22 protein-coding genes are annotated in these 22316 nt (G+C 74.3%); 12 read left to right on the top strand and 10 right to left on the bottom strand.

Translation table 11 applies throughout. The features are described from left to right. The first annotated feature begins 109 nt into the window (after positions 1-109). From AB0C99_RS16645 to AB0C99_RS16630, 4 genes are all read left to right on the top strand, one after another. Positions 110-1168: an energy-coupling factor ABC transporter permease gene (locus AB0C99_RS16645; RefSeq protein ID WP_362475449.1), complete on the top strand. Its 1059-nt coding sequence runs from the start codon at positions 110-112 to the stop codon at positions 1166-1168. Beyond that, entirely contained in the window at positions 1168-1929 is a 762-nt protein-coding gene (gene cbiQ, locus AB0C99_RS16640; RefSeq protein WP_362475447.1) for a cobalt ECF transporter T component CbiQ, read from the top strand. Before AB0C99_RS16645 ends, cbiQ begins: the two co-directional genes overlap by 1 nt. Beyond that, positions 1926-2693 carry an ABC transporter ATP-binding protein gene (locus tag AB0C99_RS16635; protein WP_362475445.1) on the top strand — a complete coding sequence of 256 codons (768 nt, stop codon included), beginning with the start codon at positions 1926-1928 and terminating at the stop codon, positions 2691-2693. The genes cbiQ and AB0C99_RS16635 overlap by 4 nt, the downstream gene beginning before the upstream one ends. A gap of 112 nt (positions 2694-2805) precedes the next feature. After that, positions 2806-3969 carry a serine hydrolase domain-containing protein gene (locus AB0C99_RS16630; protein ID WP_362475516.1) on the top strand — a complete coding sequence of 388 codons (1164 nt, stop codon included), beginning with the start codon at positions 2806-2808 and terminating at the stop codon, positions 3967-3969. 14 nt (positions 3970-3983) lie between these two features. Here AB0C99_RS16630 and AB0C99_RS16625 read toward each other — a convergent pair whose 3' ends face one another. From AB0C99_RS16625 to AB0C99_RS16615, 3 genes are all read right to left on the bottom strand, one after another. After that, positions 3984-4490: an RICIN domain-containing protein gene (locus AB0C99_RS16625; protein ID WP_362475443.1), complete on the bottom strand. Its 507-nt coding sequence runs from the start codon at positions 4488-4490 to the stop codon at positions 3984-3986. 109 nt (positions 4491-4599) lie between these two features. Beyond that, positions 4600-5250: a YdcF family protein gene (locus AB0C99_RS16620; RefSeq protein WP_362475442.1), complete on the bottom strand. Its 651-nt coding sequence runs from the start codon at positions 5248-5250 to the stop codon at positions 4600-4602. After that, positions 5250-6035, bottom strand: a complete 786-nt coding sequence (locus AB0C99_RS16615) for a GntR family transcriptional regulator (protein WP_362475441.1) — start codon at positions 6033-6035, stop codon at positions 5250-5252. The genes AB0C99_RS16620 and AB0C99_RS16615 overlap by 1 nt, the downstream gene beginning before the upstream one ends. A gap of 80 nt (positions 6036-6115) precedes the next feature. Here AB0C99_RS16615 and AB0C99_RS16610 point away from each other — a divergent pair, with 80 nt between their 5' ends. Further along, positions 6116-6490 carry a hypothetical protein gene (locus AB0C99_RS16610; RefSeq protein ID WP_362475439.1) on the top strand — a complete coding sequence of 125 codons (375 nt, stop codon included), beginning with the start codon at positions 6116-6118 and terminating at the stop codon, positions 6488-6490. A 39-nt stretch (positions 6491-6529) separates the two neighbouring features. On the opposite strand, the gene AB0C99_RS16605 is transcribed toward AB0C99_RS16610, so the two are convergent. The 4 genes from AB0C99_RS16605 to AB0C99_RS16590 all read right to left on the bottom strand — a co-directional run bounded on the left by AB0C99_RS16605 (position 6530) and on the right by AB0C99_RS16590 (position 11535). Beyond that, positions 6530-7381, bottom strand: a complete 852-nt coding sequence (locus tag AB0C99_RS16605; protein ID WP_362475437.1) for a DMT family transporter — start codon at positions 7379-7381, stop codon at positions 6530-6532. Beyond that, entirely contained in the window at positions 7378-7866 is a 489-nt protein-coding gene (locus AB0C99_RS16600) for a YbaK/EbsC family protein (RefSeq protein ID WP_362475435.1), read from the bottom strand. Before AB0C99_RS16600 ends, AB0C99_RS16605 begins: the two co-directional genes overlap by 4 nt. 148 nt (positions 7867-8014) lie before the next feature. Further along, positions 8015-9661 (bottom strand): penicillin-binding transpeptidase domain-containing protein, encoded by a 1647-nt coding sequence (locus AB0C99_RS16595; protein ID WP_362475433.1) that lies wholly within the window; start codon positions 9659-9661, stop codon positions 8015-8017. 119 nt (positions 9662-9780) lie between these two features. After that, positions 9781-11535, bottom strand: coding sequence for a phospholipid carrier-dependent glycosyltransferase (locus AB0C99_RS16590; protein ID WP_362475432.1), 1755 nt, complete (start codon positions 11533-11535; stop codon positions 9781-9783). Between the two features lie 52 nt (positions 11536-11587). Here AB0C99_RS16590 and rsmI point away from each other — a divergent pair, with 52 nt between their 5' ends. The 6 genes from rsmI to AB0C99_RS16560 all read left to right on the top strand — a co-directional run bounded on the left by rsmI (position 11588) and on the right by AB0C99_RS16560 (position 17010). Beyond that, on the top strand, positions 11588-12475 hold the full coding sequence (gene rsmI, locus AB0C99_RS16585; RefSeq protein ID WP_362475430.1) for a 16S rRNA (cytidine(1402)-2'-O)-methyltransferase: 888 nt from the start codon (positions 11588-11590) through the stop codon (positions 12473-12475). 139 nt (positions 12476-12614) lie between these two features. Next, positions 12615-13043, top strand: a complete 429-nt coding sequence (locus tag AB0C99_RS16580) for a hypothetical protein (protein WP_362475428.1) — start codon at positions 12615-12617, stop codon at positions 13041-13043. 84 nt (positions 13044-13127) lie between these two features. Then, positions 13128-13997, top strand: coding sequence for a TatD family hydrolase (locus AB0C99_RS16575; RefSeq protein WP_362475426.1), 870 nt, complete (start codon positions 13128-13130; stop codon positions 13995-13997). 72 nt (positions 13998-14069) lie between these two features. After that, positions 14070-15230: a ubiquitin-like domain-containing protein gene (locus AB0C99_RS16570; RefSeq protein ID WP_362475424.1), complete on the top strand. Its 1161-nt coding sequence runs from the start codon at positions 14070-14072 to the stop codon at positions 15228-15230. Next, complete coding sequence (gene rsmA, locus AB0C99_RS16565) at positions 15227-16108, top strand: 16S rRNA (adenine(1518)-N(6)/adenine(1519)-N(6))-dimethyltransferase RsmA (RefSeq protein WP_362475422.1); 882 nt, start codon at positions 15227-15229, stop codon at positions 16106-16108. Before AB0C99_RS16570 ends, rsmA begins: the two co-directional genes overlap by 4 nt. Continuing rightward, complete coding sequence (locus AB0C99_RS16560; protein ID WP_362475420.1) at positions 16105-17010, top strand: 4-(cytidine 5'-diphospho)-2-C-methyl-D-erythritol kinase; 906 nt, start codon at positions 16105-16107, stop codon at positions 17008-17010. The genes rsmA and AB0C99_RS16560 overlap by 4 nt, the downstream gene beginning before the upstream one ends. Here the strand turns inward: AB0C99_RS16560 and AB0C99_RS16555 are convergent. From AB0C99_RS16555 to AB0C99_RS16545, 3 genes are all read right to left on the bottom strand, one after another. Beyond that, the gene (locus AB0C99_RS16555; protein WP_362475418.1) at positions 17007-17996 is read right to left on the bottom strand and encodes a hypothetical protein; all 990 of its coding nucleotides are present in this window, start codon (positions 17994-17996) and stop codon (positions 17007-17009) included. The two genes, AB0C99_RS16560 and AB0C99_RS16555, sit on opposite strands and share 4 nt — an antisense overlap. A gap of 149 nt (positions 17997-18145) precedes the next feature. Then, positions 18146-19243 carry a hypothetical protein gene (locus AB0C99_RS16550; protein ID WP_362475416.1) on the bottom strand — a complete coding sequence of 366 codons (1098 nt, stop codon included), beginning with the start codon at positions 19241-19243 and terminating at the stop codon, positions 18146-18148. Further along, complete coding sequence (locus tag AB0C99_RS16545) at positions 19240-20343, bottom strand: hypothetical protein (RefSeq protein WP_362475415.1); 1104 nt, start codon at positions 20341-20343, stop codon at positions 19240-19242. The genes AB0C99_RS16550 and AB0C99_RS16545 overlap by 4 nt, the downstream gene beginning before the upstream one ends. Positions 20344-20450: 107 nt before the next feature. Between AB0C99_RS16545 and AB0C99_RS16540 the strand changes: the two genes are divergently transcribed. Continuing rightward, positions 20451-22256 carry an ABC-F family ATP-binding cassette domain-containing protein gene (locus AB0C99_RS16540; protein WP_362475413.1) on the top strand — a complete coding sequence of 602 codons (1806 nt, stop codon included), beginning with the start codon at positions 20451-20453 and terminating at the stop codon, positions 22254-22256. Positions 22257-22316: the final 60 nt, after the last annotated feature.

Genomic DNA, 22316 nt, shown 5'->3' with positions numbered 1-22316 from the left:
TGTCATCCAATGTCGCATATGTACCGGCGCATGTGCCGAGCGAGGGCCCCGCTTTTGTGTCCTCTGCGCTCTTGCAAGCCCTTCGCAGCAGCGTCCTATGATGCCGGTTGTGCATGTACCTGACGGATTCATCAACGCCCCCGTATCGGCCGCCGCCGGAGTCGTCGCCGCCGGCGCCGTCGCCGTCAGCCTGCGCGGGGCCCGTAAAGAACTCGACGAGCGGACGGCCCCGCTCGCGGGCCTCGTCGCGGCCTTCATCTTCGCCGTGCAGATGCTCAACTTCCCCGTCGCGGCGGGAACGAGCGGGCACCTCCTCGGCGGAGCCCTCGCCGCGATCCTCGTCGGCCCCTACACCGGCGTCCTCTGCATAGCCGTCGTCCTGCTCATGCAGGGCGTCCTCTTCGCCGACGGCGGGCTCACCGCGCTCGGCGTGAACATCACCGTCATGGGCGTCGTCACCGTCGTCGTGTCCTACGCGCTCTTCCGCGGCCTGGTCCTCGCGCTGCCGCGCACCCGCCGCTCGGTGACCATCGCCTCCTTCGTCGCCGCCCTGGTCTCCGTGCCCGCCGCCGCCACCGCCTTCACGGCGATCTACGCGATCGGCGGCACCACCGACGTACCGATCGGCAAGGTCCTGACCGCGATGGTCGGCGTCCACGTCCTCATCGGCATCGGCGAGGCCGTGATCACCATGCTCACCGTCGGCGCCGTCATCGCCGTCCGCCCCGACCTCGTGCACGGCGCCCGCGGCCTGACCGCCCCGCTCAAGCTGCGCGTGGGCGGCGCGCTCATCGACGCCGCGCCCGTCGACACCACGCCCGCCCCCGCCCCGGCCGCGCCCCGCTCCTCGCGCAAGCTCTGGATCGGCGGCGTGGCCACCGCCCTCGTCCTCGCCGGCTTCGTCTCCTTCTACGCCTCCGCGAGCCCCGACGGCCTGGAGAAGGTCGCCGCCGACAAGGGCATCGACAGCAAGGTGGCGCCGCACGCCGCCGCCGACTCCCCGCTCGCCGACTACGGCGTCAAGGACGTCTCCGACGCGCGCCTGTCCGGCGGTCTCGCCGGGGTGATCGGCGTGGGCGCGACCCTCGCCGTCGGCAGCGGCGCCTTCTGGGCCGTCCGCCGCCGCCGGAGCGCGAGCGCCGACGCCTCCGCGAACGCGGACGCCTGATGGGCGCGGGGCACGCCCACAAGCTCTACCGGCGGGCGGACTCGCCGGTCCACGCGCTGCCCCCGCACGCCAAGCTGGCCGCCGTCTTCGGCTTCGTCGTCGTGGTCGTCTCCACCCCGCGCGAGGCGGTCTGGGCCTTCGCCGGGTACGCGGCGCTGCTCGGCGTGGCCGCCTGGCGGGCCCGGGTGCCGGGCGGCTTCGTGCTGAAGCGGCTGCTCATCGAGGTCCCGTTCGTGGCCTTCGCCGTGCTGATGCCCTTCGTGGTGCCCGGCGAGCGGACCACCGTCCTCGGCGTCTCGCTCTCCGTCCCCGGCCTGTGGGGCGCCTGGAACGTGCTGGCCAAGGGCACCCTCGGCGTCGCCGCCTCCGTGCTCCTCGCCGCCACCACCGAGCTGCGCGCCCTGCTCCTGGGCCTCCAGCGGCTGCGGCTGCCCCCGCTGCTCGTCCAGATCGCGTCCTTCATGATCCGCTACGGGGACGTCATCACCGACGAGATGCGCCGGATGTCGATCGCCCGCCGCTCGCGCGGCTTCGAGGCCCGCGGGGTACGGCACTGGGGCGTCCTCGCCAAGTCGGCGGGGGCCCTCTTCATCCGCTCCTACGAGCGCGGCGAGCGCGTCCACCTCGCGATGGTGAGCCGCGGCTACACCGGGTCGATGCCGGTCATCGACGAGGCCACCGCGACCCCCGCCCAGTGGCGGTACGCCGCCGCGCTGCCGCTCGCCGCCCTCCTGATCTGCCTCCTCGGATGGACGCTATGACCACACCCTCCGCCGCCGTTCCGGTCCCCCCGTCCCTGGACGTCCGGGGCCTCGCCTACGCCTACCCCGACGGCCACCAGGCCCTGTTCGGCGTCGACCTGACCGTCGGGCGCGGCGAGCGCGTCGCGCTGCTCGGCCCCAACGGCGCGGGCAAGACCACCCTGGTCCTGCACCTCAACGGCATCCTCACCGGCGGCGCGGGCGGGGTGACCGTCGCCGGGCTGCCGGTCGCCAAGAAGCACCTCGCGGAGATCCGGCGCCGGGTCGGCATCGTCTTCCAGGACCCCGACGACCAGCTCTTCATGCCGACCGTCCGCGAGGACGTGGCCTTCGGGCCCGCCGCGGCGGGCGTGCGGGGCGCGGAGCTGGAGGCGGTGGTCCACCAGGCCCTGGAGCGCGTCGGCATGGCGGAGTTCGCCGACCGGCCGCCGCACCACCTGTCGTTCGGCCAGCGCCGCCGGGTCGCCGTCGCGACCGTCCTCGCGATGGAGCCGGAGATCCTGGTCCTCGACGAGCCCTCGTCCAACCTGGACCCGGCCTCGCGCCGCGAGCTCGCCGACATCCTGCGCGCCCTGGACGTCACGGTCCTCATGGTCACCCACGACCTGCCGTACGCGCTGGAGCTCTGCCCGCGCGCGGTGATCCTCAGCGAGGGCGTCATCGCGGCCGACGGGCGGACCGGCGACATCCTCGCCGACGAGGAGCTCATGGCCCGGCACCGGCTGGAACTCCCGTACGGCTTCGTGCCGAGCTCGGTGGCCTGAACGACCCCGCAGCCCACCCGGCCCCCGGAATCGGCCGGTCGCCGCCCACGTTGCACCATGGAGGGCCGTGGGGGAGCGAACGACGAGGGCGGGACGAGGGAGCGTGGACCAGGTGGACGTCAGGGGCACGGTGGAGGCCGGTTTCGAGCCGGTCGGGGACGCGTTCCTGCGCAACGCCGAGCAGCGCGGCGAGCGCGGCGCGGCCGTCGCGGTGTACCGGGACGGCGTGAAGGTCGTCGACCTGTGGACGGGCACCAAGGACGTCGACGGCGACGCCCCCTGGGCCGAGGACACCGCCCAGGTCGTCCGCTCCGCCACCAAGGGCGTCGCCGCGGCCGTGCCGCTCCTCCTCCACCAGCGCGGGCTGCTCGACCTGGACGCCCCGGTCGGCACGTACTGGCCCGAGTTCAAGGCCGCGGGCAAGGACCGGGTGACCGTGCGCCAGCTCCTCGCGCACCGGGCGGGCGTCCCCGTCCTGGACCGCCCGCTGACCCTGGCCGAGGCGGTCGACCTGCCGACGGCCACCGCCGCGATCGCGGCCCAGGCCCCCGTCTGGGAGCCCGGCACGGCGCACGGCTACCACGCGCACACCTTCAGCTGGCTGCTCTCCGGCCTGGTGCACCGGGTCACCGGGCGCACCATCGGCCGCTGGGTCGCCGAGGAGATCGCCGCCCCGCTCGGCCTGGACCTGTGGATCGGGCTGCCCGACGCCGAGGCCCACCGGGTCGGGCGGCTCGGCCCGGTGGAGGAGCGGGAGCCGGCCGACAGCGGGGCCCTGCGGCTGCGCCCCAAGCGGGCGGTCTCCGAGGCGTACCGGGACCCGGAGTCGCTGACCCGGCGGGCCTTCGGGGTGATCGAGCCCGCGCCCGACGAGAACGACCCGGCGTACCGGGCGGCCGAGCTGCCCGGCTCGGCGGGCGTCGCCACCGCGCGCTCGCTCGCCCGGTTCTACGCGGCGACGCTGGGCCCGGTCGCCGGGGCCGCGCGGCTCTTCGCCCCGGCGACGCTGACGCTGGCCCGCACGGAGGAGTCGGCGGGCGCCGACCGCGTGCTCCTGGTCGGCACCCGCTTCGGCCTCGGGTACATGCTGCACGGCCCCGCCTCGCCGCTGCTCGCCCCGGGCTCCTTCGGCCACCCGGGCCGGGGCGGCTCGCTCGGCTTCGCCGACCCCGAGTCCGGGATCGCCTTCGGCTACGTCACCAACGGGATGCGCAAGACGGTCACGGCCGACCCGCGCGCCCAGGCACTGGTGAGAGCCCTGCGCACGGCTCTCTAGAACTCCCCGGTCGCCTACCGGATGTACCACCCCTGGTCCGCGTAGTCCTCGCAGTCGTACTGGAACGGGTTCTTGTCGTTCTCGAAGCCCTGCATGGTCAGGCACTTGCCGCTGTTGAAGTTCTTCAGCTTGAAGACGTCCGGGTCGTCGGTCATGACCTTCTGCCAGAACTGGTCGGCGAAGTTCAGGCACTCGTACTGCTCGGGGACGGTCCCGTTGTCGGAGCCGCGCACGATCAGGCACTTCCCGCTGTTGGCGCTCCTGAGCTGGAAGACGCCGGGGGTGGGGGCGTTCGTGTCGTCGAATATCCAGCGCTGGTCGGCGAAGTCGAGGCAGTCCCAGGCGAACGGGATGTTCCCGTTGGCGTCGCCCTGGAGCGCCACGCACTTCCCGCCGTAGGCGTTCTTCAACTGATAGGCGGGCTGCGCCGTGGCGGAAGCGGCGGAGCCGGACGCGACGAGCGCGCCGGCCGTCAGCACGGCGGTGGCCAGGACGGTGCCCAGGGTGCGGGACCTGTTCATGCGATCTCCCTCGTAGGCGCACGCGCTCGGCGGCGTACGCGATCTTGAGAGGGAATCTAGGCGGCCGATATGGGACTTGTCGTCGAGTTTGGGATGTGGAGTGAGCCGTTCAGTCGACGACGAGCCGACTGGTGAAGCCGCGGGCGCGGAGGCGCTCGAAGGCGGCGAGGGCGTCGGCGGGGATCTCCGTCGCGATCATGAACCCCCGCTCGGGGTAGACCATGAGCCGCTGCACCGCGCCGACGAGCATGTCGAGGACGAGCCGGGCGTCGCCGAGCGAGTCCACGTACTCCGGGAGCGTCATCGGCGAGGAGGCGCTGACGATCTCGACCCCGGGCCACAGCTTCCGCGCCGTCGCGTACGCCCGGCGCTCCTCGTACGGCTTGCTGACGAGCAGCACCGACGCCACGGCGATGCCCCGCTCGGCGAGCAGCTCCCGCGTGAAGCGGACGTTCTCCCCGGTGTTGCGGGCCCGGGGCTCGACGAGCACGAGCGAGCCCGGCACCCCGAGTTCGAGCGCCCGCTCCCGGTAGTGCTCCGCCTCGCCGCGCGGCATCCGGTCCCGCGTGGTGCGGCTCGTGGCACCGGTGAAGACGATGAGCGGCGCCATCCCGCGCCGGTAGAGGGCGACCGTCGCGTCGGCGACCCCGAGGTCGTGACTGCCGAGCCCGACCGCGACCGAGCAGGGCCGCGGCTCGTGACGCATCCGCTGGAGCTCCCAGAGGAGCCGGGCGTCGGACCAGTCCTGAGCGGAGATCATCACGCTTCCGTGGCCTTGCTGTCGGGGACCTGGAAGTCGTAGGTCCAGGCGAACCGGGTGGCGGCGTGGACGCCGACGGCGAACTCGACGACGGTGCCGTCCGCCGTGTACGCGGTCCGGTGCAGCTCCACGACCCACTCACCGGGCGCCAGCTGGAGCCGTGTCGCCTCTTCGGGCGTGGCCGCCCGGGCACGGAGCTCCTCGCGCATGTGGTCGATCTCGTAACCGGCGTCGAGGAGCACCCGGAACCCGCCGCCGGGCCCGGCGGGGCCGGGGCTCGGATCGACGATGCGGGTGCCCTCCACGTGCTCGGGGCGGTAGTAGCTGGTCAGGGTGTGGGTCGGCCGGCTCCCTTCCTTGACCAGCCGGGCCCGCGCGTAGACCTCGGCGCCTTCGGGGAGCCCGTACGCGGCGGCGACGGCCGGGGGTGCCGTCACGCGTTCGACCGTCTGGGTCTGGTCGCCGCGCTTGTACGCACGCCCCGACGCGAGGCGGTCGGCGATGAAGGCGACCTCGTCGGAGTCGCGCCACTTCGCCTTGTCGTACCGGTCGATGCCGAGCCGCTTGAGCGGCTCCTGCCGCCGGACGACCGTCCCGTGTCCCCGGGACGAGGTGACCAGCCCTTCGGCCTCCAGGGCCTTGTACGCGGCGTGGACCGTCGACTTCGACCCCTCGCCGGCCTCGACCAGCTCACGGATGTGCGGCAACCGCTGCCCGGCCGCGTACTCCCCGCGCCGGATGCGCTCGGCCAGCCGGTCCGCCAGTTCCCGCCACTTTGGTGTCACACCAGCTCCTTTCGATGACCGCAGTCCACCACAGTCCCAGGACAGCGGACCGAATCGGTACGGTGTGAGGAGGCGTCCTGATGGATCCGGAGCCGGGCGCGCGGGGCCGCGGGGAGACCGTCGTACTGCGCTGGGCGCAGGGGCCGAGAAGTGTGCCGATGGCCCGGCGGAGTCCGCTCGACGCGCTGGAGTCCTGGGGGCTGGACCGTGTGGCGGAGTCCGCCTCGCTCGTGCGGATCGAGGTGCACGACGCCTCCGAGGTGCGCCCGCTGATGGCGCTGCCGGGCGACGGCGCCGAGGGCGGGTGGGGGCTTCCGCTGGTGGAGGTGCTGTCCGAGAAGTGGGGCGTCTCCGATCGCTGCGGCCCGGGCAAGCTCGTGTGGGCCGAACTCCGCACGGACCGCGGACCGGAGGGCGCCTCCCGGGTGGAGGCGGCGGCCCGGCCGGACGCCTGACCCGTCCCGGAGGCCCGCCGAAAGGCGGCGCCCCTCCGGTCAGCTCGCGTACAGCATCAGCCCGATGCCCACCACCATCAGCCCCGCCGCCGCCATCCTCGGGCCGCCGAAGCGTTCCTTGAAGAGGACCGCGCCGATCGCCGCGCCCACGATGATGGACGACTCGCGCAGCGCCGCGATCGGGGCGAGCGGGGCCTTTGTCTGGGCCCACAGGACGAGGGCGTAGGCGCCGACCGAGAGGGCCGCGGCGAGGAGGCCGCGGGCCGCGTACGGGCGGAGTTCGGTGGCCAGGGCGGCGCGGCGGCGGTAGAAGGCGTACGCCGGGATCACCAGGCCCTCCAGCAGCATCAGCCACGCGATGTAGCCGAGCGGGGTGCCGGAGGCGCGGACGCCGATGCCGTCGACGACCGTGTACGCGGCGATGGACAGGCCCGTCGCGCCCGCCGCCAGCAGGGCCGGCCAGTGCGGGCGGGCGCCCGTGCCGCGGATGCCCCACAGGGCGAGGCCCGTCAGGCCCGCGCAGGCGACGGCGACGCCCGCGAGCTGCTCGGCGGACGGGATCTCGGCGAGGAAGACGGCGGCGAGCACGGTCACCACCAGCGGGGCGGTGCCCCGGGCGATCGGGTACATCTGGCCGAAGTCGCCGAGCGCGAACGACTTCATCAGCAGCGCGTAGTACGCCACGTGCAGCGCGGCCGAACCGATCAGATACGGCCACGCCCCCGCCGCCGGGACCGGCACGAACAGGGCGGCGGCGCCGCCGAGCAGCGCGCCGCCGCCGGATATCAGGGTGAAGGACAGCAGCTGGTCCGTGACGCGGGCCGCGATCGCGTTCCAGGCGGCGTGGGTCACGGCCGCGACCAGCACGGCCGCGACGACGAGCGGGGTCACGCCGTGCGCTCCCGGACGTCCACCAGCGTCCCGCCCGCGTGCGCGACCAGCTTCCCGGGCTCCAGCGCGAAGACCGTGTGCGGGGTCCCGGCCGCCGCCCACACCACCGGGTGGTCGAGCAGCCCCCGGTCGGCGAGCACGCGGGTGCGGGTGCGGTGCCCGAAGGGCGGGACGCCGCCGATCGCGTACCCCGTCGTCTCGCGCACGATCCGCGCGTCGGCGCGGCTCACCTCGGCCGCGCCCAGCTCCTCGCGCACCCGCTCCAGGTCCACCCGCGAGGACCCGTCCATGAGGACCAGGACCGGCACCCCGTCCGCCGTGAAGACCAGCGACTTCACGATCTCGGAGACCGCGCAGCCGATGGCGTCGGCGGCCTGCTGCGCGGTGCGGGTCTCGTCCGGGAAGCGCCGGACCTCGACATCGAGGCCCAACTCTGCGAGAGCGGCGGCGAACTGGGGGTGGGCTTCGGCGTGTGACGTCGTCATGGGCGGTCACGCTAGCGGTCGGTGTAGCGGCCAAGCGACCGGGTTGCGGGCCGCCGGGGGAACAGCGGGAGAAGTCCCGGTGAAGCGACTCGCCTCCCTGGACGGGCCCCCGGCCGCCCGCGCCCCGCCCGGCCCGCGCCCCGCGCCCCTAGTCCGCGTTCAGCACCCTCGCCACGATCGGCCCCGCCGCGTCCACCCCGTGCCCGCCGCCCTCGACCAGGGCCGCCGCCGCGAGGTCGTCCGCGAAGCCGGTGAACCAGGAGTCCGAGGACTCCTGCCCGTCGACCTCCGCCGAGCCCGTCTTCCCGCCCTTGTCGCCGCCGACCGACGCCAGCACGCCGGTGGCCGTGCCGTAGCCCGCCGTCGCCGTCAGCCGCATGACGTCGCGGAGCTGCCGGGCCACCGGGGCGGACAGCTTCCGCTCCGCCGTGGCGAAGGGGCGGTCGTCCAGGTCCTTGGGGACCAGGAACGGCTGCCGGAAGGCGCCTTCCTTCGCGGTGGCCGTGATCGAGGCGATGTTCAGCGGGTTCATCTGCACCGCGCCCTGCCCGATGTACTGCGCCGCCGCCTCGCCGCCCTCCGCCGGAGGGAGCGAACCGTCGAAGGAGGTGATGCCGGTCTTCCATTCGAGGCCGATGCCGAAGACCTCCTTCGCCTCGCGGCTCAGCCCGTGGTCGTCGCCCACCTTCGTCTTCACGTCGTCGATCTTCTTGATGAGCGCCGTGTTGCAGGAGCGGGCGAAGCTCTTGCCGAAGGTGCCGCCGTCGATGGAGAAGCCGTCGAGGTTGCGGAAGGACCGGCCCTGGTACATCGCCGTCGGCGGGCACTCGGTCTTCTCGTCCGCCTTCACCAGGCCCTGCTCCAGGAGCAGCGCCGCCGTGACGATCTTCAGGGTGGAGCCGGGCGCCTTGGTGCCGAGGAAGGCCGTGTTGAAGCCGGTCGCGGGGTTGTTGGCGACCGCCCGTATCGCGCCCGTGGAGGGCTTGATCGCGACGACCGACGCCTTGCCGTACCGTTTCACCGCCTGTTCGGCCGCCGCCTGGACGTCCGCGTCGATCGTGGTCTGGAGCTTCCCCGGCTCGCCCTTCGACAGGGTCAGCAGCGTCGAGTCGGCCACGCCCTCCACACCGGAGTCGACGAAGGTCTCGACCCCGGGCTTGCCGCCGATCTTGTCGCCGTACCGCTCCCGGAGCTGGTCGAGGACCGGGCCGAGCGAGGGGTACTTCTCCGCGGTGAGCGCCCGGCCCGAGCGGTCGACGGCCTCGATCGCGGCCGTCTTCGCCGCGCCGGTGCGGATCGACGCCGACGGCGTGGTCAGCTTCGGGTGCAGGACGGCCGGCTTCCAGGCGACCAGCGGGCGGCCGGTGGTGGCGCCGCGCACCACGGTGAGGGACGACTCGTACGTCCAGGGCTTGGACACGCCCTCGTACGTGATGGTCGCCTTCACCGTGAACGGCACCGCGGCGCCGGTCGCCGCCCCGGGCGTGATCGTCGCGGCGGACACCTTGGCCTGCTCGCGGAAGCCCAGCAGCGCGGGGCCCGAGCCGACCGGGTCGTTGGTCAGCTGCGCCGCCCGGTCCGACTCGCCGGCCGCCCACGCGGCGAGGAAGTCCTCGGCCGTCGAGGTCACCTCCTCGGCGGTGACGGGCCCGCTCTTCTTGCCCTGCGCGCCGTCACCCCCGCCGGCCGAGCCCCCGGTGACCCCGCTCCAGAGGTTGTAGCCCCCGTAGCCGATGCCGCCGGCGACGACGACGAACACGCCGCCGACGACCGCGACCTTCATTCCGCTGCGCATCTCCGCGCTCCCTCCCCCTGGCTTACCGGCCCCAGCAGCCTAGGGCGGTAGCAGTGGCAGAGACACGGCTGTTACCAGAAAGCGACCGGAACGTCTGTTTCCCGCCATCAGGTCGGTGACTAGACCCAGGTGTCGAGCCACATCCGATTTCGCCAGCCCTGTATCGGAATGGCCTGCCCGGTGTACAGCGGCCAGAAATAGATGAAATTCCAGACGATGAGGAGAACGAGCACTCCCGCGGCGACCGCCCCGAAAGTGCGCCGTCTTTCCGAGGAACCCGCGGGCCCCACCATCGCCCCGATCATCATCGCCACCGCGAGGCACAGGAAGGGGACGAACACCACCGCGTAGAAAAGGAAAATGGTGCGTTCCTGGTAGAGGAACCAGGGCGCCCAGCCCGCCGCGATGCCGCAGGCGATCGCGCCCGCCCGCCAGTCCCGGCGGAAGACCCAGCGCCACAGCACGTACAGGATCGCGAAGCAGGCCGCCCACCACAGCAGCGGGGTGCCGAGGGCCAGCACCTCCTGGGCGCACTTCTCGCTCGCGTCGGCCGGGCAGCCCGCCTGGCCGGGGGCGGGGGACTCGTAGAAGTAGGAGACCGGGCGGCCGAGGACGATCCAGCTCCACGGGTTGGACTCGTAGGTGTGCGGTGAATTCAGGCCGACGTGGAACTTGTAGACCTCGGTCTCGTAGTGCCACAGGCTGCGCAGCCAGTCGGGCAGCCAGCCCCAGGTGCCGCCGCCGTTCAGCTTGTCCTGCTCGGCGGCCCAGTTGCGGAAGTAGCCCTTGTCGGTGACGATCCAGCCGGTCCAGGAGAGCAGGTACGTGCCGATCGCCACCGGGACGACGGAGACGAAGGCCGGCAGCAGATCGCGCTTGAGGACGGCCGCGTACGGGCGGATCGCGCCGGCCGTGCGGCGGGCGCCGACGTCCCACAGGACGGTCATCAGGCCGAACGCGGCCATGATGTAGAGCCCGTTCCACTTGGTGCCGGCCGCCAGGCCCAGCATCACGCCGGCCGCCAGCCGCCAGGGCCGCCAGCCCAGCCGCAGGGTCTCCGCGACCGAGGCGTCCGGCCGCAGGATCCCCTGGTCGTCCTCGGGCAGCCCCGCCGCGAGCCGGGCCCGCGCCCGGTCCCGGTCGACGACCAGGCAGCCGAAGGCGGCCAGCACGAAGAACATCAGCACCTGGTCCAGCAGGGCCGTGCGGCTCATCACGAAGTGCAGGCCGTCCACGGCCAGCAGCAGCCCCGCCAGGCAGCCCAGGAACGTCGAGCGGAACAGCCGCCGGCCGATCCGGCAGAGCATCAGCACCGACAGGGTGCCGAGCAGCGCCACCATGAACCGCCAGCCGAACGGCTCGAAGCCGAACAGCTTCTCGCCGATGCCGATGACCCACTTGCCGACCGGCGGATGGACGACGTAGCCGGGGTCGGTCGGCACCAGGACCGCGCCGGGGTCGGACAGGATCGTCTTGTCGATGTCCTTCGGCCACGCCCCCTCGTACCCCTGGTTGATCAGGGCCCAGGAGTCCTTGGCGTAGTACGTCTCGTCGAATATCACCGCGTGCGGCTTGCCCAGGTTCCAGAACCGCAGCACCCCCGCGACCAGCGCGACCAGCAGCGGCCCGCCCCACGCGGAGGCGCGCCGGATCCGGTCGGCGGCGGCCGGGCCGATCAGGAACAGCTCCCACAGCCGCTCCGAGGGGCGGGTGTACGGCGGCACCAGCCGCTCCCGCAGGCCGGTGGACAGGGCGCCCGTGGTGTCCGGCCGGTAGCCGAACTGCCGCAGCCGCCGCTGCCACGAAGGGGGCTCTGCCACGGTGGGTGCCACGGGGTGCTGACCCTCCAGGGCCTCGGGTGCGGTACTGGTCACCGCGCCATCGTAGGGAACGCGCCTGTGCGCGTCGCCTGTCCGGGCTGGGAGGATGGTCCCCGTGACAGGAACGCTGGTACTCGCAGGGACCCCCATCGGCGACATCGGGGACGCACCGCCACGGCTCGCCACCGAACTGGAGAACGCGGACATCGTGGCCGCGGAGGACACCCGCAGGCTGCGCGGGCTCACCCGCGCGCTGGGCATCCACACCTCGGGCCGGGTGGTCTCGTACTTCGAGGGCAACGAGTCCGCCCGCACGCCCGAGCTGGTCGAGGCGTTGGCCGGCGGGGCGCGGGTGCTGCTCGTCACCGACGCCGGGATGCCCTCGGTCTCCGACCCGGGCTACCGGCTGGTCGCCGCCGCCGTCGAGCGGGACATCAGGGTCACGGCCGTGCCGGGCCCGTCCGCGGTGCTCACCGCGCTCGCGCTGTCCGGGCTGCCGGTGGACCGCTTCTGCTTCGAGGGCTTCCTGCCCCGCAAGGCCGGCGAGCGCCTCGGGCGGCTGCGCGAGGTCGCCGAGGAGCGCCGGACCCTCGTCTACTTCGAGGCCCCGCACCGGCTGGACGACACGCTGGCCGCGATGGCCGAGGTCTTCGGCGAGGAGCGGCGGGCGGCCGTCTGCCGCGAGCTGACCAAGACGTACGAGGAGGTCAAGCGCGGCCCGCTGGGCGAGCTGGCGGCCTGGGCGGCGGAGGGCGTACGGGGCGAGATCACCGTCGTCGTCGAGGGTGCCCCGGAGCCCGTGCCGGGCGAGCTGGACGCCGAGGAGCTGGTGCGCAGGGTGCTGGTGCGCGAGGAGGCGGGGGAGCGGCGCAAGGAGGCCATCGCGGCGGTCGCGGCCGAGGCGGGGGTTCCCAAGCGCGAGGTGTTCGATGCCGTGGTGGCGGCAAAGAATGCGGCGGCGCCGGGCTCCGGTAAGGGTAAAGGACTAATCTGAAAGGCAAAGCGGAACCCGCTCGCGGGCCCGCCCGAAGGTCTTCAGGGCAAGGAAACGCCAAAGAGCTTCCATGGTTTTTCCGCCACTGATGCGCTCCGGCCGGAAAAGGCGTCCACTGGAGCAGTGGAGAGGAGCTGGAATGACTGAGATCACCGGCACCGGAACGCCCGTCGTGCACGAGGCGTATGCCTTCGCCTGCATGAGCTGCGGCTACGGCTGGGAGCAGGCTTACGAGATAGAGCACCACGTCGACGCCAAGGGCCACGCATTCGTGGTCTACAAGGCCGACGGAGAGCGGGTGCCGTCCCCGCTGTCCAGCCCGACCTGCATGAACTGCGGTGGCCACATCGTGCGGATCATGCGCGCGGGCCAGGTCTCCTCGGTACTCGCTCTGATGGCGGCGAGTGAGCGGCACCGGCGCGGCGCGAAGGCGACCAAGCCGGTCTCCATAGCCGGGCCGATCGGCCAGGAGCTGACGGAGGACGACCCGGCCGGTGCCGGCGCGGAGAAGCCGGAGCACCACTGGCACCTCTCCGACCTGCTGCACCCCTTCCGGTCCCGGCGGTAGCGGCCCGGTCCCGGCGCCGTCCCGGTGCCGGGACCGACGGCTGTCCTTGGCGGCCGGACGCAGGGCCCTCGTACGATCGGGGCCATGAGTTCCAAGGACGCCCCGCCGCCGCTGCCCGAGCCCCTGACCGTGGAGGTCGCGGACTCGCACACCCACCTCGACATGCAGTCCGGCACCGTCGAGGAGGCCCTGGTCAAGGCCGCCGCCGTCGGCGTGACGACGGTCGTCCAGGTCGGCTGCGACGTGAAGGGCTCCCAGTGGGCCGCCGAGACGGCCGCCGCCCACGACAGCGTGCACGCGGCGGTGGCGCTCCACCCCAACGAGGCGCCCCGGATCGTGCTGGGCGATCCGGACGGCTGGTCGCGCCAAGGGGCGCGCACCCCCGGCGGGGACGCGGCGCTCGACGACGCGCTCACCGAGATCGACCGGCTCGCCGCCCTCCCGTACGTGCGGGCCGTCGGCGAGACCGGGCTCGACTTCTTCCGCACCGGCCCCGAGGGCATGGCCGCGCAGGAGCGTTCCTTCCGTGCCCACATCGAGATCGCCAAGCGCCACGGCAAGGCCCTCGTCATCCACGACCGGGAGGCCCACGCGGACGTGCTGCGGGTCCTCGACGAGGAGGGCGCCCCCGAGCGGACCGTCTTCCACTGCTACTCCGGCGACGCGGAGATGGCCGCGATCTGCGCCGCCAAGGGCTACTACATGTCCTTCGCGGGCAACGTGACCTTCAAGAACGCCCAGCCGCTGCGCGACGCCCTCGCCGTCGCCCCGCTGGAGCTCGTCCTGGTCGAGACCGACGCCCCCTTCCTGACCCCCGCGCCCTACCGTGGCCGCCCCAACGCCCCGTACCTGATCCCCGTCACCGTCCGCGCGATGGCGGCGGTGCGCGGCATCGGCGAGGAGGAGCTGGCCGGGGCGATCGCCGTCAACACGGCCCGCGCCTTCGATTACTGATCCATAACGGTTACGCCATGGAGTCGGGTCGTTTTGGAGAGTGAGCGCGCGCGGGGCTAGGGTCCCGGCCTCGTGAGCACTTCGCATCGATCCGGGGCTCGCCGCGCCGCCGCCCGGCGCCGCAAGGCGAGCCCGACCGCCGCCGGGGGCCTGCGGCGGATCGTCCCGCAGGCCCTCGTCGTCGCCTTCCTGGCCGGCGGCACCAGCGCCTTCGTCGCCCAGGACAAGGCCGTCCGGCTCTCCGTCGACGGCGTCCCCCGCACCCTGCACACCTTCGCCGACGACGTCGAGGAGCTGCTGGCCCACGAGGGCCTGGCGGTCGGCGACCACGACATCGTGGCGCCCGCCCCCGCCGCCGCCCTGGCCAGCGGCGACGAGATCGTCGTCCGCTACGGGCGCCCCGTCGCCCTCACCCTCGACGGGCAGCGCCGCCAGGTGTGGACGACCGCCCGGACCGTCGACGGGGCCCTGCGGCAGCTCGGCGTCCGCGCCGAGGGCGCCCACCTCTCCGTCTCCCGCTCGGCCGCCATCTCCCGCCAGGGCCTCGCGCTCGACGTGCGCACCGAGCGGACCGTCACCTTCCTCGCCGACGGGCGGGAGCGGACCGTGCGCACCAACGCGGCCACCGTCCGGGAGGCCGTCGAGGAGGCCGGGATCACCCTGTCCGGCCAGGACACCACCTCGGTGCCGCCGGGCTCCTTCCCGCGCGACGGGCAGACGGTGACCGTGCTGCGGATCACCGGCACCCAGGAGGTCCGCGAGGAGTCCCTCCCGTTCGCCGTGGAGAAGGTCCGCGACGACGAGCTGTTCGCCGGGACCGAGCTCGTCGAACGCCAGGGCGTGCCGGGTGTCCGCCGCGTCACGTACAGCCTGCGCACGGTCAACGGGGTCCGGCAGAAGCCCCGCCGCACCGGCGAGGAGACCGTGCGCGAGCCGGTCGCCCAGCGGGTCCGGATCGGCACCCGCCCGCTGCCCACCTCGGTGGACGGCGCCGACCACCTGAACTGGTCCGCGCTCGCCGCCTGCGAGTCCGGCGGGCGCCCCGGTGCCGTCGACCCGTCCGGCACCTACGGCGGGCTCTACCAGTTCGACCCCGGCACCTGGCGCTCCCTCGGCGGCAGCGGCACCGCGCAGAACGCGCCCGCCGCCGAGCAGACCTTCCGGGCGAAGAAGCTCTACGTGACCCGGGGGGCGACTCCGTGGCCGCACTGCGGCCGTAGGCTGTACCGGTGAGCACCACCACCGGACCCGACAGTCCCGACGCCCTCCTCGGCCCCGCAGACATCCGCGAGCTGGCCGCCGCCCTCGGCGTGCGCCCGACCAAGCAGAAGGGCCAGAACTTCGTCATCGACGCGAACACGGTCCGGCGGATCGTCCGCACGGCCGAGGTGCGCCCCGACGACGTGGTCGTGGAGGTGGGACCGGGGCTCGGCTCCCTCACCCTCGCGCTGCTGGAGGCCGCGGACCGGGTGACCGCCGTCGAGATCGACGACATCCTCGCCGCCGCGCTGCCGGCCACCATCGCCGCCCGGATGCCGGAGCGGAAGGACCGCTTCGCGCTGGTCCACTCCGACGCCATGCTGGTCCAGGAGCTGCCGGGCCCGCCGCCCACCGCGCTCGTCGCCAACCTGCCGTACAACGTGGCCGTGCCGGTGCTGCTGCACATGCTGGACCGCTTCCCGACCATCGAGCGGACCCTCGTCATGGTCCAGGCCGAGGTCGCCGACCGGCTGGCCGCCGGGCCGGGCAACAAGGTGTACGGCGTGCCGTCGGTGAAGGCCAACTGGTACGCGGACGTCAAGCGGGCGGGCTCCATCGGGCGCAACGTCTTCTGGCCCGCGCCCAACGTCGACTCCGGCCTGGTCTCGCTGGTCCGGCGCGCCGAGCCGGTGAAGACCACCGCCGCCAAGAAGGACGTCTTCGCCGTCGTCGACGCCGCCTTCGCCCAGCGCCGCAAGACCCTGCGCGCCGCCCTCGCGACCTGGGCGGGCTCGCCCGCCGCCGCCGAGGCGGCGCTGGTCGCCGCCGGCATCTCGCCGCAGGCGCGCGGCGAGGCCCTGACGGTCGAGGAGTTCGCCCGGATCGCCGAGCACAAGGGGGCCGGGGCGTGAGCGGCGCCGGTTCCGTCACCGTACGGGTCCCCGCCAAGGTCAACGTGCAGCTCGCGGTCGGCGGCGCCCGCCCCGACGGCTTCCACGACCTGGCCAACGTCTTCCTCGCGGTCTCCCTGTACGACGAGGTGACCGCCACCCCCGCCGACGCCCTGACGATCACCTGCGAGGGCCCCGACGCGGACAAGGTGCCGCTGGACCGCACCAACCTGGCCGCCCGCGCGGCCGAACTCCTCGCCGCCCGGCACGGCATCGCGCCCGACGTGCACCTGCACATCGCCAAGGACATCCCCGTCGCGGGCGGCATGGCCGGCGGCAGCGCCGACGGCGCGGGCGCCCTGCTGGCCTGCGACGCCCTGTGGGGCCTGGACACCCCGCGCGCCGAACTCCTGGAGATCTGCGCCGAGCTGGGCAGCGACGTGCCGTTCAGCCTGGTCGGCGGCGCCGCGCTCGGCGTCGGCCGGGGCGAGCGGCTCACGGAGCTGCCGGTCGGCGGCGCCTTCCACTGGGTCTTCGCCGTCGCCGACGGCGGGCTGTCGACACCAGCCGTGTACGCCGAGTTCGACCGCCTCAACGAGGGGGTGACGGTCCCCGAGCCGGTCGCCTCCCCGGCCCTCCTCGACGCCCTGCGCACCGGCGACACCACCGCCCTCGCCGGGGCCCTCGCCAACGGCCTCCAGCCCGCCGCCCTGTCGCTGCGGCCCTCGCTGGCCGCGACGCTGGAGGCGGGCACGGCCGCCGGGGCGCTGGCCGCGCTGGTCTCCGGCTCGGGCCCGACGACCGCGTTCCTGGTGAAGGACGCCGAGTCCGCCGAGACGGTCGCGGCCGCCCTGACCGCCTCCGGCACCTGCCGCGCGGCCCGCGTGGCGACCTCCCCGGCGGCGGGCGCCACCCCGCTCTAGAGCTTGTTCTTGGAGATCCGGGCCAGCAGCAGGTTCGGGTCCTGGCCCCGCGGTACGTAGAAGGCGGCGCTGTTCACGTAGACGCTCTTGGCGTGCACGGCGACCGAGGTCGGGTTCTGGAGCCCGTCCGCCCCGGTCAGGACGATCTTGTGGGTGCCGTCCGGGCGGACCAGCGCCAGCTCGTGCACCGTGTCGAGCGCGGCCAGGACGGTGTCGCCGTGCCCGGTGAAGGCGAAGTCGTCGATGGCGGTGAGCCCGCTCGCCCGGGTCTCCGCCGGGCCCGCGGCCCGCTCGGGGCCGGGCCGGACGGGGATGCGCAGCAGGGTGCCGCGGGCCGAGTTGGAGACCCACACGGCGCCGTCCTTCACCTTGATGCCGTTGGCCCCGAAGGGGAGCGCGGCGGTGGGGGCCAGCGCGGGCCCGGTCGCCCACGCGGTGGGCCGCCCGCCGTCCACGGGGACGCTCCACACGGTGCCGAGGGCCGAGTCGGCGGCGTAGAGCGTGCCGCAGTCCTCGTCGAGCGCCAGCCCGTTGGGGAAGCCGTCGGCGGGCAGCGGGGCGATCCGCTCGGGGGCGCTGCCGTCCGGGGCGATCCGCCAGATCCCGGTCTCGGGCGTGCCGGTGGCGTAGTTGACGTACAGGGTGCCGTCCCCGGCGCGGGCGATGCCGGTGACGAGGGCCGCGCCGACCGTCGGGGTCGCCGGGTGCGCCACGGCGGGCAGGGCCGCCAGGACCCGGGTGTGCCCCTGCCGGTCCACCCGGACGACCTGCCGGGCGAAGGCGAAGGTGAGGTCGGCGGAGCCGTCGGGTTCGAGGGCGATGTTCTCCGGGGTCTGCCCGGCGGCGAAGTCGAAGTGCGCGAGGACGTGCGGATCCGTCACCTTCGGGTCGCCGTGGGCGGCGGCGGGCCCGGCGGCGAGCACGGTGAGGGCGGCGAGGGCGGCCGTGAGCGCGCCGACGGTGGCGCGGCGGGGACTGCGGGTCATGGTTCTCTCCTGGGGGTGCGGCTGTCCCCCGAACATGGCGGCCCGCCGCCGCCCCGCCCCGGCAGCCGGGGCCGCACAGTCGCCCGCGCGGCCGACCCCGGCACTCCGTTCGCACGCATGCGCGGGCCCGGCGCGGGCCGCGCACGGTGTCAGCCGGCGGTCGGCCGCTCCGTACGCGGCGCGGCGCAGCCGTGCTCCTTCGCCGACGCGGCGGCGAAGCGGGCCAGCGCGGCCCGCAGCCCCGGGTGGTCCAGGGCCAGCCCGCCGGCGTGGTCAGCCGCCCCCACCGCGTACGCCGCGGTCCCGGCCGGACAGGAGGCCCACAGCGCGTAGTACCCGTCGGGCGAGTCGCCCGGGGTGTTCCCGAGCGGGTCCAGCCAGTACCGCGCCGACTTCAAGGCAGCCCCGTAGAAGGCGGTGAACTCGTACAGCGGCGCGCCCCGCACCCCGCCGAACAGGCAGCCCTCGGCGGCCTTCGGGCCCCGCGCGGTCTCGACGGCCGTGCGCACGCCCCAGCGGGCGGCCGTCGCCGGGTCCAGGATCCCCGCGCAGCTCCCCGACACCGTCGCGAACGGCTCGTGGTCCCACGCCGTCGCCGAGACCCCGACCCCGGTCACCGGCCCGCCCTCGGCGGCCTCGCAGCCCGTCCGCCGGGCGTACGCCGTCGCCGTGCCCGTCAGCACGGCCACCAGCCGCTCCCGGGCCTCGGGACGGCCGAAGTCGAGCCGGTCGGTGCGCGCCCGGACCTCGGCGGACACCCACCCGCGCCCCTTGTCCCGGCAGTCGAGCAGCAGCGTGGCGAACGCGTCGCCCGGGTCCCCGCCGGACCGGTCGGGGTCGAAGGCGAAGCCGCCGGTCCAGCCGTGCCCCAGCGGCGCGTCGGTGCGCGCGGCCTCGATCCCGGCGTACCGCTCCTCGCCCGGCCACACCGTCACCCGCAGGTCGATCCGGCCGTCCTCGTCCCGGACGCCGGCCACCCGGCACTGCCACCACGAGTCCCGCCGGTCGCGCCGGATGTCCGCCGTCACCTCCGCCCCGCCGGTCAGCGCCCGCACCGGGCCCGCCGCCAGCGTCCCGTCGCAGGCCGAGTCCAGGGCCCGGTCGTGCCGCCAGGCGTCCCAGCCGCCCGACGCCCAGAAGAAGCCGCCGGACAGCAGGACCGCGCCGCAGGCGAGCCAGGCCACCCGCCGCCGCCACCCCCCGCGCTTCTCCGGGGCCGGCCGCCCGGACGCCGTCGCCCCGCTCACTTCCACACCGTCCCCAGCCTCGTGACGTCCCGGCAGTGCGCCGCCTCCAGATAGCGGCCGAGCAGCGCCTCGGCCCGGTCCGCGAGCCCGTCCTTCTCCGCGGCCGTCACGCTCACCCGGTGCAGCGCCGGGCCGTCGCCGCAGCGGGCCTCCGCCCAGGCGGCGACCGTGTGCGCCGAGCGGCGCCCGCCGGGCGCGGTGCCCCGGCCCACCAGGGCGAGCTCGCGCCCGTACTCGGTGCGCGCCTCCGGCAGCAGCTCGCCCCACCAGCTCGCGGAGGTCACCGCGGCGGTCCGTTCCCCGTTCAGCCCGCCGGTGACGCACGCGCGCGCCCCGGGGTGCTCGGCGCCCCGGCTGGCGTCCCCGGTCGGCCCCCAGCCGGGGCCCAGCCGCGCGGCCCGGAACCAGTCGCAGGCCGCCCGGACGGCCTTCCCGTCCTGCCCGGCGGCCCCGTCCGTGCCGTCCGGCGCGGCCCGAGGGGCGGGCCGCACGTCGGCGGGGCGCACGGCGGGGCCGCCGCAGCCGTGGGCGGTGCGCAGGTCCTCCGCGACGGCGGCGACCGCCTCGGCGAGGTGCCCGGCCCAGCCGGTCGGGGCCGCGTCCCCGACCGTGGACAGGTCCCCGTACACGTGGAAGGAGGTCACCGGGCGCGGGTACCCCGGCAGCCCGCCCGCGCAGCCGACGGTGGCCGTCGCGTCGGCCCAGCGGTGGTCGGCGACCCAGCGCGGCGCGCGCGCGAAGGGATCGCCCGCGACACCCTCGACCCGCACGCTCACCAGCGGCGGCGCCAGCACCGGGACCGCCGTCAGCTGGAGCCAGCCGCCCTCGCCGCCGCTCACCCCGACCCCGCAGGCGACCAGGCCGCGCGGCCCCGGGCCGCTCCGCTCGCTCCAGGAGCCGTCCTCCGGCAGCAGGGCCCGCACCGCGTCCCGGGGCAGCACCCCGCCGCAGGCACGCTCCAGGGCCCCCGTGTTCCCGCTCTCCCGGCGCTCGGCGCGCACCAGCACGAAGCCGGCGGCCACGGTCACGGCCAGCAGCACCAGCACGGCCCCCGGCAGCCACCGGTGGCGCCGGAACCGCGCCCACGCCGTCCCGTCCATGCCAGGCCCCCGCCCCGTACCTCACCGCGAACGAATCACCGCACGCTATCCCACCGGTCCCGCCCGACTACCCTGGACGTCGATCGATCCCCCGGTACAGGAGTGAAATGGCCGTCAACCTGGTCAATGTCGAGTCCGTCAGCAAGGTGTACGGCACCCGTGCGCTGCTCGACGGGGTCTCGCTCGGCGTCTCCGAAGGGGACCGGATCGGCGTCGTCGGCCGCAACGGCGACGGCAAGACCACCCTGATCCGGATGCTCGCCAAGCTGGAGGAGGCCGACAGCGGCCGCGTCACGCACAGCGGCGGGCTGCGCAGCGGGGTGCTCACCCAGCACGACTCGCTCGACCCCGAGGCGACCATCCGCCACGAGGTCATCGGCGTCATGGCCGACCACGAGTGGGCCGGCAGCGCCAAGATCCGCGACGTGCTCACCGGCCTCTTCGGCGGGCTGGACCTGCCCGGCTTCGAGAAGGGCCTCGACACCGTCATCGGCCCGCTGTCCGGCGGCGAGCGGCGGCGCATCGCGCTCGCCAAGCTGCTCATCGAGGACCAGGACCTGCTCGTCCTCGACGAGCCCACCAACCACCTCGACGTCGAGGGCATCGCCTGGCTCGCCGGGCACCTGCGCGAGCGGCGCTCCGCGCTCGTCTGCGTCACCCACGACCGCTGGTTCCTCGACCAGGTCTGCACCCGCATGTGGGACGTGCAGCGCGGCGCGGTCTACGAGTACGAGGGCGGCTACTCCGACTACGTCTTCGCCCGCGCCGAGCGGGAGCGGATCGCGGCCACGGAGGAGGTCAAGCGGCAGAACCTGGTCCGCAAGGAGCTCGCCTGGCTGCGCCGCGGCGCCCCCGCCCGCACCTCCAAGCCGCGCTTCCGCATCGAGGCGGCGAACGCGCTCATCGCGGACGTGCCGGAGCCGCGCGACAGCTCCGAGCTGATGAAGTTCGCCAACGCCCGGCTCGGCAAGACCGTCTTCGACCTGGAGGACGTGACCGTCACCGCCGGTCCCAAGACGCTGCTCCAGCACCTGACCTGGCAGCTCGGCCCCGGCGACCGGATCGGCCTGGTCGGCGTCAACGGCGCCGGCAAGACCTCGCTGCTGCGCGCCCTCGCCGAGGCCGCCCGCTCCGGCGGCGAGGTGCAGCCGCCGGCCGGCCGGATCGTGGTCGGCAAGACCGTGCGGCTCGCCTACCTCTCGCAGGACGTCACCGAACTCCCCGCCACCCTGCGGGTCCTGGAGGCGGTGCAGCAGATCCGCGACCGGGTCGACCTCGGCAAGGGCCGGGAGATGACCGCCGGGCAGTTGTGCGAGCAGTTCGGCTTCGGCAAGGACAAGCAGTGGACGCCGGTCGGCGACCTGTCCGGCGGCGAGCGGCGCCGGCTCCAGCTGCTGCGGCTCCTGATGGACGAGCCCAACGTGCTCTTCCTCGACGAGCCGACCAACGACCTCGACATCGAGACCCTGACGCAGCTGGAGGACCTGCTCGACGGCTGGCCCGGCTCGATGGTGGTCATCTCCCACGACCGCTTCTTCCTGGAGCGCACCACCGACCGGACCTTCGCGCTGCTCGGCGACCGGGCGCTGCGGATGCTGCCGCGCGGCATCGACGAGTACCTGGAGCGCCGCCGCCGGATGATCGAGGACGCCGCCCCGGCCGCGCCCGCCCAGGCCGCCGCGCCGAAGCAGGGCGTGTCGGCGGCCGACGCGCGCGCCGCGAAGAAGGAGCTGCAGAAGGTCGAGCGGCAGCTCGACAAGCTCTCCGACAAGGAGGCGAAGCTGCACACCCAGATCGCGGACAACGCCACGGACTTCGAGAAGGTGGCGAAGCTCGACGCGGAACTGCGCGAACTGGCGGGTGAGCGCGAGGAGCTGGAGATGCGCTGGCTGGAACTGGCCGAGGACGCGTAGAGAAGTCGTAGAGAAGGCGTAACGAGGGCATCACGGGCCGGTCCTCCCTTGGGAACAAGG

It is taken from the genome of Streptomyces sp. NPDC048659, from assembly GCF_040650575.1.
GTDB lineage: Bacteria > Actinomycetota > Actinomycetes > Streptomycetales > Streptomycetaceae > Streptomyces.
Note: the sequence above shows the minus strand (reverse complement) of the source record. Positions and strands in the feature narration are given on the sequence as shown.

Bases quoted from the DNA above. Each gene is read 5' to 3' on its own strand.
- cbiQ (WP_362475447.1), top strand. From the start codon at position 1,168: ATGGGCGCGGGGCACGCCCACAAGCTCTACCGGCGGGCGGACTCGCCG.
- AB0C99_RS16635 (WP_362475445.1), top strand. From the start codon at position 1,926: ATGACCACACCCTCCGCCGCCGTTCCGGTCCCCCCGTCCCTGGACGTC.
- AB0C99_RS16625 (WP_362475443.1), bottom strand. From the start codon at position 4,490: ATGAACAGGTCCCGCACCCTGGGCACCGTCCTGGCCACCGCCGTGCTG.
- AB0C99_RS16620 (WP_362475442.1), bottom strand. From the start codon at position 5,250: ATGATCTCCGCTCAGGACTGGTCCGACGCCCGGCTCCTCTGGGAGCTC.
- AB0C99_RS16610 (WP_362475439.1), top strand. From the start codon at position 6,116: ATGGATCCGGAGCCGGGCGCGCGGGGCCGCGGGGAGACCGTCGTACTG.
- AB0C99_RS16600 (WP_362475435.1), bottom strand. From the start codon at position 7,866: ATGACGACGTCACACGCCGAAGCCCACCCCCAGTTCGCCGCCGCTCTC.
- AB0C99_RS16595 (WP_362475433.1), bottom strand. From the start codon at position 9,661: ATGCGCAGCGGAATGAAGGTCGCGGTCGTCGGCGGCGTGTTCGTCGTC.
- rsmI (WP_362475430.1), top strand. From the start codon at position 11,588: ATGGTCCCCGTGACAGGAACGCTGGTACTCGCAGGGACCCCCATCGGC.
- AB0C99_RS16580 (WP_362475428.1), top strand. From the start codon at position 12,615: ATGACTGAGATCACCGGCACCGGAACGCCCGTCGTGCACGAGGCGTAT.
- AB0C99_RS16575 (WP_362475426.1), top strand. From the start codon at position 13,128: ATGAGTTCCAAGGACGCCCCGCCGCCGCTGCCCGAGCCCCTGACCGTG.
- AB0C99_RS16555 (WP_362475418.1), bottom strand. From the start codon at position 17,996: ATGACCCGCAGTCCCCGCCGCGCCACCGTCGGCGCGCTCACGGCCGCC.
- AB0C99_RS16545 (WP_362475415.1), bottom strand. From the start codon at position 20,343: ATGGACGGGACGGCGTGGGCGCGGTTCCGGCGCCACCGGTGGCTGCCG.
- AB0C99_RS16540 (WP_362475413.1), top strand. From the start codon at position 20,451: ATGGCCGTCAACCTGGTCAATGTCGAGTCCGTCAGCAAGGTGTACGGC.